This window comes from Lutispora sp., assembly GCF_041687175.1.
Lineage (GTDB): Bacteria > Bacillota > Clostridia > Lutisporales > Lutisporaceae > Lutispora.
In genome coordinates, this window is sequence record NZ_JAWLCK010000039.1 from 7924 (window position 1) to 23114 (window position 15191).

At 37.1% G+C, this 15191-nt stretch carries 16 protein-coding genes and 1 pseudogene; 2 read left to right on the forward strand and 15 right to left on the reverse strand.

Features of this window, described 5'->3' with window-relative positions; genetic code table 11:
• The 5 genes from ACESM9_RS07705 to ACESM9_RS07725 form a co-directional block, all read right to left on the reverse strand.
• Positions 1-218, reverse strand: a 218-nt coding sequence (locus ACESM9_RS07705; protein ID WP_372996946.1) for an undecaprenyl-diphosphate phosphatase, incomplete at its 3' end; no start/stop codon positions are given.
• A gap of 156 nt (positions 219-374) precedes the next feature.
• Positions 375-1325 carry a polyprenyl synthetase family protein gene (locus tag ACESM9_RS07710; protein WP_372996948.1) on the reverse strand — a complete coding sequence of 317 codons (951 nt, stop codon included), beginning with the start codon at positions 1323-1325 and terminating at the stop codon, positions 375-377.
• A gap of 3 nt (positions 1326-1328) precedes the next feature.
• Positions 1329-1844: a Gx transporter family protein gene (locus ACESM9_RS07715; RefSeq protein WP_372996950.1), complete on the reverse strand. Its 516-nt coding sequence runs from the start codon at positions 1842-1844 to the stop codon at positions 1329-1331.
• A 12-nt stretch (positions 1845-1856) separates the two neighbouring features.
• The gene (locus tag ACESM9_RS07720; RefSeq protein ID WP_372996952.1) at positions 1857-2240 is read right to left on the reverse strand and encodes a NusG domain II-containing protein; all 384 of its coding nucleotides are present in this window, start codon (positions 2238-2240) and stop codon (positions 1857-1859) included.
• 126 nt (positions 2241-2366) lie between these two features.
• A complete protein-coding gene (locus ACESM9_RS07725) occupies positions 2367-4169 on the reverse strand; it encodes an FAD-dependent oxidoreductase (RefSeq protein WP_372996954.1) in 1803 nt (600 codons plus the stop codon).
• Between the two features lie 439 nt (positions 4170-4608).
• On the opposite strand from ACESM9_RS07725, the gene ACESM9_RS07730 reads away from it, so the two are divergent.
• Positions 4609-5661, forward strand: a complete 1053-nt coding sequence (locus ACESM9_RS07730; RefSeq protein ID WP_372996956.1) for an FAD:protein FMN transferase — start codon at positions 4609-4611, stop codon at positions 5659-5661.
• A 10-nt stretch (positions 5662-5671) separates the two neighbouring features.
• On the opposite strand, the gene spoVAE is transcribed toward ACESM9_RS07730, so the two are convergent.
• The 9 genes from spoVAE to ACESM9_RS07775 form a co-directional block, all read right to left on the reverse strand.
• The gene (gene spoVAE / locus ACESM9_RS07735) at positions 5672-6025 is read right to left on the reverse strand and encodes a stage V sporulation protein AE (protein WP_372996958.1); all 354 of its coding nucleotides are present in this window, start codon (positions 6023-6025) and stop codon (positions 5672-5674) included.
• Positions 6026-6037: 12 nt separating this feature from the next.
• Positions 6038-7045 carry a stage V sporulation protein AD gene (gene spoVAD, locus ACESM9_RS07740; RefSeq protein WP_372996960.1) on the reverse strand — a complete coding sequence of 336 codons (1008 nt, stop codon included), beginning with the start codon at positions 7043-7045 and terminating at the stop codon, positions 6038-6040.
• Positions 7046-7519 (reverse strand): stage V sporulation protein AC, encoded by a 474-nt coding sequence (spoVAC, locus tag ACESM9_RS07745; RefSeq protein ID WP_372996962.1) that lies wholly within the window; start codon positions 7517-7519, stop codon positions 7046-7048. It lies immediately after the preceding gene.
• Positions 7520-7663: 144 nt separating this feature from the next.
• On the reverse strand, positions 7664-7855 hold the full coding sequence (locus ACESM9_RS07750; protein WP_372996964.1) for a hypothetical protein: 192 nt from the start codon (positions 7853-7855) through the stop codon (positions 7664-7666).
• Between the two features lie 124 nt (positions 7856-7979).
• The gene (locus ACESM9_RS07755; RefSeq protein ID WP_372996966.1) at positions 7980-8858 is read right to left on the reverse strand and encodes a type I phosphomannose isomerase catalytic subunit; all 879 of its coding nucleotides are present in this window, start codon (positions 8856-8858) and stop codon (positions 7980-7982) included.
• Between the two features lie 101 nt (positions 8859-8959).
• A complete protein-coding gene (gene splB / locus ACESM9_RS07760; RefSeq protein WP_372996968.1) occupies positions 8960-9976 on the reverse strand; it encodes a spore photoproduct lyase in 1017 nt (338 codons plus the stop codon).
• Positions 9977-10001: 25 nt separating this feature from the next.
• Positions 10002-11414: a sodium:solute symporter gene (locus tag ACESM9_RS07765; protein WP_372996970.1), complete on the reverse strand. Its 1413-nt coding sequence runs from the start codon at positions 11412-11414 to the stop codon at positions 10002-10004.
• A 223-nt stretch (positions 11415-11637) separates the two neighbouring features.
• On the reverse strand, positions 11638-12507 hold the full coding sequence (locus tag ACESM9_RS07770) for a DegV family protein (RefSeq protein WP_372996972.1): 870 nt from the start codon (positions 12505-12507) through the stop codon (positions 11638-11640).
• 118 nt (positions 12508-12625) lie between these two features.
• Positions 12626-13057 carry a transporter gene (locus ACESM9_RS07775; protein WP_372996974.1) on the reverse strand — a complete coding sequence of 144 codons (432 nt, stop codon included), beginning with the start codon at positions 13055-13057 and terminating at the stop codon, positions 12626-12628.
• A gap of 340 nt (positions 13058-13397) precedes the next feature.
• On the opposite strand from ACESM9_RS07775, the gene ACESM9_RS07780 reads away from it, so the two are divergent.
• Positions 13398-14381 carry a lipoate--protein ligase gene (locus tag ACESM9_RS07780; RefSeq protein WP_372996976.1) on the forward strand — a complete coding sequence of 328 codons (984 nt, stop codon included), beginning with the start codon at positions 13398-13400 and terminating at the stop codon, positions 14379-14381.
• Between the two features lie 552 nt (positions 14382-14933).
• Here the strand turns inward: ACESM9_RS07780 and ACESM9_RS07785 are convergent.
• A pseudogene (locus ACESM9_RS07785) lies at positions 14934-15191 on the reverse strand (hypothetical protein); the annotation flags it as partial.

Here is a 15191-nt window from a genome sequence, read left to right on the forward strand (position 1 = left end):
CTCTGAAAAGGTTTTCGAAGCAATGATACTATATCCTTCCAGAAAACAGCAATAACTGCTACCAAAGTTCCTAAGTGTACCACAATCCCAAATGTGAGGGTAGGTTCTGCCACACCTAATATTTTCTGAAAAAGAACCAGGTGACCTGAACTGCTTATAGGCAAGAACTCTGTTACCCCCTGTATTATACCCAATAATATTGCCTGAATTAAATTCATCTTGTCAACCCCTCTTTGTATATTCATCATTTTCCATTATATCACCTTTAGACGCAGTAGGACAGGGGGAAACCCTGTCCTTACATAATATATTTAACAAGTTAAATGGACAGGTGCAAGACCTGTCCCTACATAACCATTACCTATATATTAACCTTAAAATTTTCTATCTAGTTGCCTTTCGATGATTTCTGTAATAGCCTCCTTGCCATAACCATCAGGTAAAGTATCTTTTATCTTTAATGCCTTTTTGATAAACTTCCTCGCGAGACCTTTAGTTCTTTCAAGTCCTCCGCTATTTATTACGCAATGCATCAATCTCTCTCCACCATCATCTTTGATCATCTCTATTGCTTTTATGGTTTCCTCCCTATAAGAACTATTTAATGAATATATTATCGGTAAGGTAAATATCCCTTGCTTTGCATCGCTTAATAAAGGTTTTCCCACAGTTTTTTCATTGCCGGTAAAATCCAGTATGTCATCGACTATCTGAAATGCCATGCCAATATTCTTACCAATGTTAGTAAGCTTAGATGTAATTTTTTTGTCACAACCTGCTTTATGGGCACCTACAGCAATGCTAAGTGAGAATAGGGCTGCAGTCTTGCCTGCTATCCTTTTTAGGTATTTTCTCACATCTACGGTCTGGTCGTATCTTTGTTCATTTTGATCTATTTCACTGTCACAAATAAAAGCAATAGCCTTAGAGAGATCTTTCATCATATCAATCTCAGCCATATCTGCGATAAGCATAAAAGCCCTTGTAAACAAGAAATCTCCACAGTAAACTGCGGTGTTCTTGCCCAGTGTAGATTGTACTGTCCTGGTTCCCCTTCTTGTCTCCGCATCGTCTACTATATCATCATGTATCAGGGTGGCCATATGAATTATTTCAATTGAAGTAGCAAGAGGCACCACTACTTCGCTTTTATATTCACCAAAGGTAGCCCCTATTATAGTTAGAGTTGGTCTCAGCCTTTTACCTCCACTTTTTATGAATCTTTCTAAGGATTCTTCCACCATTTTACTTCTTGTTTTTAAGGTCTTTAATAGATGCTCTTCAACTTTGCTAAGTTCTACCGCTAAGAAATCTTTATTCTTCACGGGTTACGCACCCCCTATCCTTAGAATCTTCTTTACAGGTTCAACAGTAAATTGCACAGTAAAACCTATCAGAATTCCTGTTATTACTCCTGATATAAGCAGCACTGGAAGATAGTAAAATAGTTGGATATTAGATATTACAAGGCTTGCGACTCCTATTTGACCAATATTATGAAACACCGCTCCAACAGTGCTTATTGTAGGTATGCTGAATATATTTTTATGTCTTAAATACAAATAAGCCATTACAGTAGTGCTCAATATTCCCCCTGCCAAACTATAGAGAAAGCTGGATAATCCACCACCAAACATAGACCCCAGCAGGGTTCTTAATGTCACCACTAAAACAGCCTCTTTAAAGCCAAACAAAATGATGGTAATGAGGCTTATTATATTGGCAAGACCAAGTTTAACGCCAGGAACAGGTACAGGAACAGGTATGGCTCTCTCAACCACATGAAGAACCAATGCCTGAGATATTAATATGCTCAATAATACCATTTTTCTAACCTTGTTCAAAAATAACACTTCCTATTGAGAAACACTATCTACTTCGGGTTTTTCTGTACCCTCTATGAATACCTGAACTCTATTGGGCAAGCATACTATGCTCTCACCCACTCTATCTATGACACCGGTTTTTACACATATCTTGTCGGGACATATGACATCAGATACATAAGCTCCTTCTGTATTTATAACAATATCAATATATCTTCCCTCAGCCAAATCTATATGAACCAATTTTTCATCATTTAGCCTGTTCATATCTATTCTCTCATATTCCTGTCCATCAACAGAAATAACTGCTGTCTTTTCTCCAGTATCCTTGTATAGAAAATTGAGTCCAAGATATGATATGCCTGCAATTAGAATTATCAAAAGCAGAAGCATATCACCTTTTTTAAATTTCACAATAATCACCGACCCTGTGTTTCTCTTTATTTAAACTCTATCTCATTTTATTTTATTATTCATTTTATTTCAATAATTTCTTAAAAAATCCCGTTACCCATTTATAAGGTAACGGGATATTGAAGATTAATCAAAATATAAATGATGTTCCCGCGCAAACTTAGTATTAGACCACCATTTCTTAATCCATGGTATCACATAATGATCCAATCCAAAGGATCTGCCTGCTCCACCCATTAAAGCGATAGCAGCAAATACATACCAAAGAATATCGTAGCCGGCCATAGCTGATAGTACAAAATTGGCTGTCAAACCTATGGAAGCTATTGAAGCAAGGAATGTGAACAATCCAGCTATCAAAGCCAACCCAATCAAAATTTCCATAATTACCACTGCACTCTGGAATAGCATTGCATTTGGAGCTACCACTGTATCCATAAACCACTGATATATTGCAGGGGGTGCTGATAGTATTGGTGTAGGTCCCGCTGCTGCTGCAGGAGTAGCACTTGAAGCAGCCTCCGCCAACTGGGTGGCTCCTGAACCGCCTGCTACTTGCACAATCTTAATGTTACCGGGTTCCAGCCAGCCTTCATTAACTTTTTTAATTCCTTCTATAAGCCATAGTATTCCTACATAAATTCTAAGAGGTATGAGCCATAGAGTTTGAGTTCTGAATGATAGGTGGCCTCCTACAAAGGATCTTCTGTCTTCCATATGGAAGAATTCATGTCTCATATAGTTCCATATTAACCTTAATCCGCCTACACCCCATAGATAGTGCATGTTAACCAGATGCTTCATCATCATGGCAAAGAAACCAGTTAGCTGAACTCCCATCAACTCTGCTACACAGTAATGGCTTCCTACAGAAACCATAAAGCCGTGGGTTTTTAGTTCAAATTTCTGTTTTTCCTTCTTTTCAATATCTGCTATTATATTCTTTGCTGCACATGCACCTGTCTGTATAGCAGTTTCAACTATCTGAGGCATTGGCCTTCCATTAATTTCGTAATATGCATTATCACCAACAGCATATATATTGTCCTTATCAACAGTCTGTAGGAAATCATTTACCTGCACTCTGTTTCTCTTTCCTTCTGTAAATCCTGTTTCCATATTGAAAGAGTTGCCTTGTACTCCACAAGTCCAAATCAAAGTATCAGTATCAATTCTTGTTCCATCTTTAAGCTCTATACCATCTTCTGTAGCATTTACAATGGCTGAACCGGTAAGAACCTTCACCCCATTTTTCTCCATAAATCTCTTGGCTTTTTCCTGAAGATTTGGTTTCAATATGGGAAGTATATTAGGCATAGCCTCAATATTATATAGTGAAACCTCTGATTCTGGAATGTCATGCTGAGCGCAAAGGAGCTTCTTCCACTCCATAAGTTCTCCTACAACTTCTACTCCTGTAAATCCTGATCCTGCAACAATTATAGTTAACAGTTTCTTCCTCTTAACTGGGTCCTTTTCTTCTCTAGCCCTTCTAAATACATCTTCAATATGGTGTCTTATTTTTAAAGCATCCTTTAAAGACCATATTGTAAATCCATTCTCTTTAACACCAGGAACACCAAAAAACGCAGGTTCGCTGCCTACACCAAGAACAAGATAATCGTATTCGTAGCTTGTCCTTTCAGATACAACTAACTGCTTTTCCCTGTCTACCTTTACTACCTCATCTGTAACTAATTCGACTTTTGTAGCTTTGAAAACCTGGTATAGATCTACCATAACACTCTCTTTTTCAGTTCTATGTCCGGCAATCTCATGGAGTTCAGTAAGCAGAGTATGATATGGGTTACGATCGATCATTGTTATTTTTACGCTGTTATCATTTTTAAATCTCTTGTTTAAAACTTTAGCTGCTTCTACACCTGCATAACCAGCGCCAAGAATAACAATTTTAGTTTTTGCTTCCATTTTACCCCTCCTATGATATATTTGCTAACAGAAAAGACAATAAAAGCCTTCAATGATAAGCTGTATTGCATAATATCGTAGTACCAAACATATAATTACTGATGTCCCATATTATTTTATATACAAATTTTATGCAGTTCTTTGACAGTATTAGGCTTTATCCTTACTCTGTTATATTATTTATCGGCTCCTGTTGTTTGAGATTTATCTAACTAATAGAGCCAAATTATTAATTTCTGAGTATAGTATATAATTATTTACGACATATTTCAATGTATATTTTATCATAAAAATAAAACTTATTTTATTCAAATTATATTCATATCTTATTCAAATTATATACATTTGTGAACAAATAATATTCAATTGTTTATTGTCAAATACTATGATAAAATTCAATTGTGAAAAATCTTTTTAACTTATAAACGGAGGTTTGGTTATGAAACTAAGAATCGATAAAATTATTATATTATTATTAACACTCTCCTTATTTGGTTCACTATTATCAGGTTGCGTCAGCAATGATGTTAAATCAGAAACCCCTTTGACAAAATCAAACTATTTGCTCGGCACCCAGATTAATATAACTCTTTATGATAATCAAAAGGATGAAATAATTGATGAAGCTTTCCAACGAATCAGTGAAATTGAAGCTAAAATGAGCATTAACAGCGAAAATCCCAGTGAAATTACTAAATTAAACGAAGCCTCCGGTATACAAGAAGTAAAGCTCAGCGAAGATACATTTTATGTTCTTGAAAAAGGAAAGTATTACTCTCAATTATCCAACGGAGAATTTGACATAACAATAGGACCCGTTGTAAAGCTCTGGAATATAGGTACTCCAAATGCTGCAATTCCTGATGAAGCAATATTATCCGAAAAACTAGATCTTGTTGACTATAATAAGCTTTCCCTAAACAAAGATAAATACACTGCTAAACTGGAGTTAAGCGGTATGATAGTGGATTTAGGAGGCATAGCCAAAGGCTATGCAGCAGATGAAGTATACACTATACTTAAAAACCGCGGAGTCAATCATGCCATCATCAATCTCGGAGGAAATATTATGGCCCTCGGCACCAATGTCAATAAGCAGCCATGGAAAATAGGGATTCAAGATCCATATTATCCTCGTAATGACTATCTAGGTATAGTTGAAGTAGTCGATAAAGCGGTAGTTACCTCAGGGATATATGAACGATACTTCGAGAAGGATGGCGTAAGATATCATCATATACTGGATCCTCAGACCGGTTTCCCGGCAGATAATGGTTTAGCAGGAGTATCAATAATTACAGATAAATCAATTGATGCCGATGGTCTTTCCACTTCTGTATTTTTATTGGGTTTAGATAAGGGTATGGACCTTATTGAAAACCTGGATAACACAGAAGCCATATTTGTTACTACGAATAAAGAAATATATTTGACCTCAGGGATTAAAGGAAACTTTATTCTTGTGAATAAAGAATATAAATTAATGAATTAGATGGAGAAATTTACCCCTTTGGCTTGAATATCAAAGATGCTATAAACCCAAATATTATAGCCGATGATATACCTGCACTGGTAAGCTTGAATATGCCGATTAATACACCAATTGCCCCATGTTCATTGAGCTCTTCCAGTGCCCCTTTTAAAAGGGAATTGCCAAAGCTGGATATTGGCACTGTAGCCCCTGCCCCTGCAAATTTTACAAGGGGCTCATATAGACCTAACCCCCCTAATATAGCTCCAACTACTACAAGAGTGCTCATGGTATGAGCAGGTGTGAGCTTGAATACATCCATCATTATTTGGCCTATGACACATATTGAACCGCCAACTATAAAAGCCCATATTATCTTTTCCAAATTCAAACCTCCTCACATTTCAATTGCAACTGCATGAGCGATACAGGGTATGCTTTCCTTTTGCTGGTAAGATAATGGTGAATGAAGAGCTCCTGTAGCAACTGCCAGCAACTTTTTTAGCTGGCCTGATTTCATCCTCTTAAGCAGATGCCCGTATATTGTCACTGCAGAACTAGCGCATCCGCTTCCTCCAGCAAAAACCTGAGGTTGCTTTTCCCTGTCATATATCATCATGCCGCAATCCATAAAGGTTTTTTCTGATAGATTAGTTCCATTTTCTTTCAATCTATCAAGGGCAATTTTGTGCCCTACTGCTCCCAAATCCCCTGTAACTATCAGGTCATAATAATCTGGTTCTATACCTAAGTCTCTAAAATGTGCTTCTATGGTATCGACAGCTGCAGGCGCCATAGCCGCTCCCATGTTAAAGGGATCAGTAAGTCCCATATCCACTATCCTTCCTATTGTTGCTGCTGTAACTTTAGGACCATTGCCTTGGGAAGCCAGCAGGCATACTCCTGCTCCTGTAACAGTCCATTGAGATGTAGGTGGTTTCTGAGCACCATACTCATTAGGGTATCTATATTGCTTTTCTGCAGAGTTGTTATGACTCGATGCCCCAGTAAGTACATATCTGACTTTTTGCCCATCTACGAAGCATGCAGCTATGCTGAGACCTTCCATTGAACTGGAACATGCTCCATATATGCCAAGATAAGGAATACCTATGGTCCTTGCAGCAAAACTGCTTGATATAATTTGATTTATTAAATCACCGCTGATAAACAAACCAACATCATATTTGCTTACCCCTGCTTTTTCTAATGCCTTAGTAGCTGCTTGTTCCAGCATCAACTTCTCCGCCTTCTCAAAACTGTCCTGACCCATGTATGGATCATCATACAATATATCTATATCCTCCCCCAATGGACCTTCTCCCTCCAAAGGACCTCCAACAGTTGCAGAAGAAATAATTACAGGCTTAGATTGAAATATGAAGCTTTGATTGCCTTTAACCATTTACATTCCTCCCAGATAGTTAATCAACATTTTTATTACAGCAACAGCGAAGGCAGAAAAGGTTCCAAACACAATTACAGGTCCTGCAACCTTAAACATGTTTCCACCTACACCTAGAACATATCCTTCACTTCTATGTTCTATGGCAGCAGAAGAAATAGTATTGGCAAAACCTGTTATAGGTACTGCAGTGCCTGCCCCAGCCCATTGAGCAATTGTATCATAAACCCCTAGTCCGGTTAGCAAAACCGATATTATTATAAGTGTAGCAGCAGTTGGATCTCCTGCATTTTTTTCTGTATAGCCAAAGTTGTTTATATAAAAATACTGTATCAATTGACCAAAGGCGCATATGCTACCACCTACGATAAACGCTTTGATGCAGTTGGTAACAACTGGTCTTTTGGGTTCTCTTTGTTGGGCAAAATTCTTATACTTCTGCTGTTCCAAATTCAAACTCTTACTTTTAATCAATTCTCAAACCCTCCTAACCTCATCAACTCTTATTTTTTACAACAAATCATAAAATATAACCATAGAATTTTTCATGAGCAGTGTGATAGCATAATATAGTTTACTCAAAAAGTAAAAAAAAATAGGCTTTGCAGCCTATTTGTATCAATGATTGATAAATCTCTTTTTTGCTATTATTTCAAAGGCTTTTTTATAAGCACCTTTGTCGCTTAAATATAATCTGAACTTTCCAGATAATCTCTTATTATAAACTAACTTTTTACAATTCAACTTATTCCAATCAATATATCTTTTATTCTCTACTGCTTTAGTTTCAAATCTCATGTCTTCAGACATACGCAACACCTCTTTCCGATACCATCTTACTTGTAAAACAATGTTTGTTGAAATTAAGACAGATGCTAACACCTTGCCTTGTTATATTTTAAATGCTACCATAGTAGAATGTTCTATGTCAAACCTAAAGATTTGCATTTATTGGCCAGCTTTCAATGAATCTTAATAAGCCACTTCCTATTATTGATACACATTCATTAGAATCCGCCGGTATGACAAATGTATCTCCCTTTTTTAGAGTCATTCTTTTGCCTCTGAAGCACAAAACTCCTTTACCTGAAATCACAGTTATTATTTTTACTTCATCACACCTTTGCATAATGGATTCTTCATTTTTCAATGTAACAAATTTAGCGCCGAAATGTTCATATTCCCCTATAGAAATCAATCTGCTATTCATGCTTTCTTTATCATATATGTTTATGATGTTTTCAGCGGATATATAATTGTCAATCTTTATAGCTCTGAGAGCTTTGTCTATATGAAGTTCTCTTCTCTTGCCATTTTCTACTCTATCCCAATCGTATAATCTATATGTTATATTGGAAGCCTGCTGAAGCTCATAAACCAGAACTCCCTTACCCAAAGCATGAACAGTTCCAGAAGGCAGGAAAATACAATCACCCTTCTTTACATTTATCTTATTCATCAATTTAATTATGGAACCATCCAATGCAGCATCATATATAGTTTTTTTATCATAATTATCATTGAAATTGCAATAAATTTCTGATCCTTCCTCACAATCCAGAACAACCCACAATTCATCTTTTCCGCAGGTTCCGTCATTTAGCTCCGATGCGGTTTCCTTATCGGGGTGTACTTGTATAGATAAATTATCCCAAGCATCTATAAGCTTTATTACAAGAGGTATCCCCATTTTTTGTCCATCAAATTCTATGCTCTCTCCAATTTTGCCTGAGAAACTTTTATTATAGCCAATTAATCTCCGCCCACCCCATATTTTCTCCAGCAATACTGGTTCGGTTTTATATGGTAACATAAAAAAACCCCCGATTAAATAGATTGCACTTCTCTATTACAATCTATTAAGAGGGGCTTATCTCTGCTACTAATCTGATTTAATAATTTCAATAAATAATGTCATATTATGTACAATATTTTGCCCTCAGGGAAGTAATTTGTTATTGTTTCCCAAAAAAATTCCTTCATATCATTTATCTGTTCCTTATTGTATATATATTTCCCATATCCAAACTGTCCATATTTATAGCTTCTATTTTCTTCATTCATAGGCAGAGTAGTCTCAGGAAATACCTGCAAAATTCTATTCTTGGCTTTGGTAGTAAACCTATGGGATATGATTTCAAAACTTATATCCTTGTTTGGCATATGGGAGATATTATCTTTTAGTATTTTAAGAAGAGCGTCATATTCTTTTTTCCAATCTCCTTCCAAAAAGACTGGAGCTATGAGAAATCCAGTTGGATATCCCTTTTCTATCACCTTGCTGGCAGCTTCTATCCTTTTCCTGACAGATGGGGTTTTATGTTCATAGCTTTTAATTACCTCATTTATGTTTAGGCTAAACCTGACAGATGTGTGTCCCCCATGCTCCACATCTATAAAGTCTTCAACATTTGCAAATTTTGTGACAAACCGGAATCGTCCCTTGGCTTGCTTGGCAAAAAATTCAATTGCTTTTGTCAGCCCCTTGGTATAAGGCTCAACAGGAAGGGGATCAGATGTTGCGGCTCCTTCAAATATGGTTATCTCATCTCCTCTTTCTTTAATATATTTGCCTGCCTGCTCAAGAATCTCGTCAATATTTACATATGCCCTTATATATGGCTTATCCCCCAGTTGAGTATTCAAATAGCAATACTCACACTGTCCCACACAGCCCGATACCAAGGGAAGCTGAAAATGAGCAGAGGGTTTACATGTTTGGAATTTAAGAGTCTTCCTCACACCGATGACCAAAGTTCTTTTCCCCTCTGCATATTTTTCTGCCAGATTATCTCCTGGTATACCTTGGACTCTATTTGAATTCAAGGTTATTATTTCTATGCCCTTGCTGCGAAAATAATCAAATAGCTCTATGGCTTTGCTATATTGTAAAGCATCTTTTTCAAAAATCACTCTATTTGGTACAAACATAATAATCCCTCATATATTCTACACTCTATTTGTAAGCTGATGGTGCTGGTGGTTTGCCCATTTTCCTTTCTATCCAAGTAACCAAGAAGAAGGATACGATTCCCAGAGTGCTTCCGAACACTATCGGTAATATTCCAAACGGCGATCCTTGTAATTGCCAAAAAAGTACTGCTATGGATCCTACTATAATGGAAACTATCCCTGCATTTCTTGTAGCATCTTTTACCGTTAATCCTAATGCATAAGCCGCGAAGGGTCCTGCAGACCTTAAAGCAAAAGCAAATAGGTTTAGGGTTACTAAACTGATATTAAATAAAGCTATTGCAGCACTAATAGTACATATGACTATATTACTGAACCTCGTAAGAAATATTAGCCTTCTGTCTTCCACCTCAGGGTTAATATATCTTTGATAAATGTCCTTAATAAGTATTGTAGAAGCACACAACAAGTTAGAATCTGCACTGGACATGGTAGCCGCAACAATAGCTGCTGCAACTGCTCCGGTAATCCAGGAAGGTGCATAGGTTGATGTTGCATACATTAGAGCAGTGGTACCTGTTCCTTCATCTAGCCCTGGATTCTCTGCCAGGGCAACCAGGCCTATTATAGTAGGTATGAATGCCAACAATGCCATCATAATGGCTGACATTATGGAAGCTTTCTGTGCTGTCTTTTCATCCTCTGAAGAAGAGAATCTGCTTACCATTTCCGGCCCCGAAAGGAAAGTACAGAAATAGTTGAATATTAGTCCTATGATAGTAACTGCACCTACTTTTGTAAAATTCAGGTCTGCCGGAGGTAACTTGGCTGATATTACAGCCCAACCTCCTGCACCACTTATAATAAATGGAAGAGATATCAACAATCCGAAGAATATTATAAGATACTGCACCACATCCGCTATTGCATCTGCCAGCATACCGCCTATGGTGGTGTAAACAATAACAATAAAGGCTGCTAATAAAATACATGCATTTAGTGGTATTCCAGTCAATGCACTCACAACAGAACCAGCAGCCATAATCTGAGATGCTGTTAGACAAAACAAGGATACCACATTAAGTATTGCTGTAAAGGTTCCAGCTGCATTTCCAAACCGCCGATTTACTACTTCCGGTATGGTCACCGCCATAGTCTTGCGAATCCTCGGTGCAAAATAAGCCAATGGAATCATGGCTACTGCAGCGGCTAATACATACCAGGCAGCGCTCAATCCCCACCCTGCGAAGGCTTTTGCTGCTACACCCGTGGTACTTCCCCCACCTATATTATTGGCTGATAGCGAAGCCGCCACCATGAATATTCCCATTCTTCTTCCTGCCAGCATATAATCTGCGCTATTCTTAATGGTAAGCTTGTTTGTCAGATAGCCTATGGAAAACAATACTATCATATATATGATTATCATAATTACCGGAACTATTTGTATTCTCATTTTAGTCCTCCTTATGCTTTAATATCCTATATTATAAGTATTTACAAAAAAAATCATGCTTTTTTTACCCAGTAAAAAAATGGAATGGAAAACTCAAGAAATTACCTCATTTATAGAAATAATTCCTTGAGCTTTCCATTCCACAACCAACAATATAATCACTTATTATTTTTTTCTTCTATTATCTTATGTATCAAAGCCATTTCCTAAATATGATTAATATTTACTCTATGTATGATTCAATCTTATCATTAAAAAAGAATACTCCTACTCCTCCAATTCCTAGATGAGAACCTAATACACTGCCTATCTTGCTGACAATAACCTTTGCTTCTCCCATTCTCGATTGAATCATGGCTTGTAGTTCTTTTGCAGTATCAATATCATCAGCGTGGCTTATTCCTATAATCTGATTAGGGAATTTGCTCATCCTCTCTTCTACAATATCCAATATTGCTTTTAAAGCTTTCTTCTTTCCCCTGACCTTTTGTATCACTTCCATTACACCGTCATTAACATGGAGGATAGGCTTTATGTTCATCATATTACCAATTATGCCCTGGCTCTTACTTATCCTTCCGCCCTTTGTAAGCCAGCTTAAATCGGTTATAGTGAACACATGCTCTACATGTTGAATCATTTTCTTTACAGCATTAATAACATTATCAAAGCTTTTTCCAGCTTGCAAAAGCTTTGAGGCTTGCAATGCAATCAAGCCCGTAGCCAAAGAGCCGGATTTTGTATCTATGACTTCCATTTTTATATTATTATACTGTTTTTTCAAATCCTCAACTATTGAGCATATAGTCTGGTAAGTGCCTGATAATTTGGAAGAAAAAGATAGGAATATAAAATCCTCACCTTTAGAAACGCATTCCTTGAATAAATTGTAAGCATCTGATGGGTTTGGTTGGGATGTTTTAGGACATATGCCCTTTCTCATTGATTCATATACTTCATCCACTTTTATATTCACTTTATCCATATATTCTTTCCCGTTTATGCTTACTGTGAGAGGTAACATTCTTATATCATACCTTTCAATCAATTCATCAGGCAAATCACATGTACTGTCAACTATTATTCTAGTCATTTGCTAGACCCCCTATTATATTCCAATAATTTCTTCTTGTACCCCTATATATAGAATAATCCAGTAGCTTTGTAATTTCAATAAATACACAAAAAAAGCGGAGTACATTTCTCCGCTTTTAAAAGCATTCGAAGCTTCTAATTCTTCTCAGATCCATTCCAAAGTATACCCATCTGCGTCCATTCCATCTCCAACCTGATACAGAACGACGGCCTACAAACACCAAGAATGCCCAGAATCCTCTTCCCCTTTCAGGCCATATAAATACAAATCTAAAGGTACATCTTCTGATAGCACCTGGATCTACAGCAAATGTTCCGATTCCTCCAGAAGTTGGCTGCTGTGGTACAAAACTTGGAGGAGGTCCTGATGGTGGTCCTGAAGCAGGGCCTTGGAAAGGTCCGCCTGATGGAGGCCCTTGGAAGCCTGGTCCAAAAGGAGGTACAAACTGGTTAAAGGGGCCCTGTCTCATCAGAGGGCAGACAAAATCATCCATGTTATCTTCAAATTCTTCTGATCTGTCAAATTCATCATCATACTCTTTATACATATTATCCCACCTTTTAATCATTTAGTATCATTTTATTCAGGTGGTACAAAATTGGTTACTCTTTCTACAGATCCTCCATTGCTTTACTTTTGCCTTAGAATCTGCTTCTGATTTATACCACCAGATGGGAGAATATGAAAAAGCATATAAATACTTGAAAGAAGCTAACGATATGAAAAACGACATAATAAAAAACAAGATTAATTTTTAGCAGCTTACGCTGCTATTTTTATATCATTGTAAAGTACAAATTGCTTTATCGTTAACTTTTCGTCATAAGTTCAATGAAGCTGCTTCTTATGCTATAATACTATATAAAAATCATAGGAAGGAGTATCTTATGCTATACATAAAGAACGAAAGTAATAATCCTTATTTCAACCTAGCTCTTGAAGAGTATTTGTTTAATCTTGATGATAATGAGAATTATGTTCTCCTATGGCAAAATGACAATACAATCGTTGTAGGGAAGCATCAGAATACAGCAGAAGAAATAAATTCCGAATATGTTAAGGAAAAGAATATAAATGTAGTAAGAAGGATTACAGGTGGAGGAGCAGTATACCACGACCTGGGAAATCTAAATTACAGCTTCATAATAAAGGGTATGGAAAGGGCGGATTATGATTTCAGCAAATTCACTATACCTATTATAAAGGCTTTGAAAAAGCTTGGTGTGGAGTCTGAGCTATCCGGTCGAAATGATATAACCATAGATGGCAAAAAGTTCTCTGGCAACGCACAACTGGTAAAGCACGGAAAACTACTTCATCATGGAACCTTGCTCTTCGATTCAAAGATGGATGTGCTGTCTAAGGCATTAAAGGTATCTGAGGATAAATTTCAATCCAAAAGTGTGAAATCCGTAAGGGCCAGAGTCACAAACATAAAGGACTATATGTCTCAGGCCATTACAGTCATGGAGTTTAAGGAACTGCTATTAAAGTACATGTTTGATGAAGATACTGAGTTAAAAGAAAGTCAGCTTTCTGAAGCGGATTTGAATAACATAAATTCTTTAATGAAAAATAAGTATCTTACATGGGAATGGAATTATGGTGAGTCACCGGAGTTCAACGTAAAACAGGCCAAGAGATTTGCCAGCGGCAAAATTGAAACTTTATCAAATGTGAAGGATGGAATAATCCAGGATATTAGATTCTATGGTGATTTCTTCGGCAGCGGCAACCTGGAAGAAATCGAGAACCTGCTCAAAGGCAAACGATATGAGGAAAATGATATACGAAGTGCTCTGAAAGATGTCAATGTGGATAATTACTTCAAAAATATCAGTCTTGATGAGATTATAAGTTGTATTATATAGCAAGCTTAGGGTATTCCTATTCCGTCTTGATGCGAGTTGCGTAGCCTTGTGTATTCCTTTCCCGTCCCGTTACGAGTTGCGGGTTACGAGAGCTTGGGTAGTTCTCTGGGGTTAATTTGAAGAACACGGATTTACACGGCGGGGTGTTTTAGTTCAGAACACTAAAAGACACTAAAATATAGGCTGCGTTGCCTAGGGTATTTCCCCAGGGTCTTGATGCGAGACACGAGATACGAGTTTTTTTGGGTATTCCTCTAGGGTATAAGATCCTTCGCTTGCAGCTCAGGATGACAACTTTTGTATCTAAGAAAGCTATAGTAACTAGAGAATAAGCATATGCGCAAGTGAACATATTTATTGATTTTGCTAGTTACTCTTAGCGAAGTATCCTTAGAAAAATCGTATGAGTAGCACGGATGCTGACCAAGCCTTCCAGGGCATGGAGGCCCTTTGGGAGGCGTTAGATTTTTCTTGGGATATGAGCTTTAGAGTTACCAAAATCAATACCCATGTGAACTACACATATGCTTATTCTCTAGTTATGAGTGTCTTTTAGTGGTTAAATACATTTAGCCTTTCTTCGCATTTGCGGATAAACAATTCAACAGTATCCTTTTCCTTTTGGATGCGCTCTTCGGTCAATTCTCCTCTTCCCAGTCTGTCGCAGATACCTAATAAAGCAATTTCTTTATATGAAACCTGCTTCATCATATTTCCCAGATCTGCAAAGGGCAAGTCCTTGACCACAAAAAGAATCTGCATATGCCATCGGACCAGCTTTGAAACCTTATCAATCAGCTCCTTGTCATC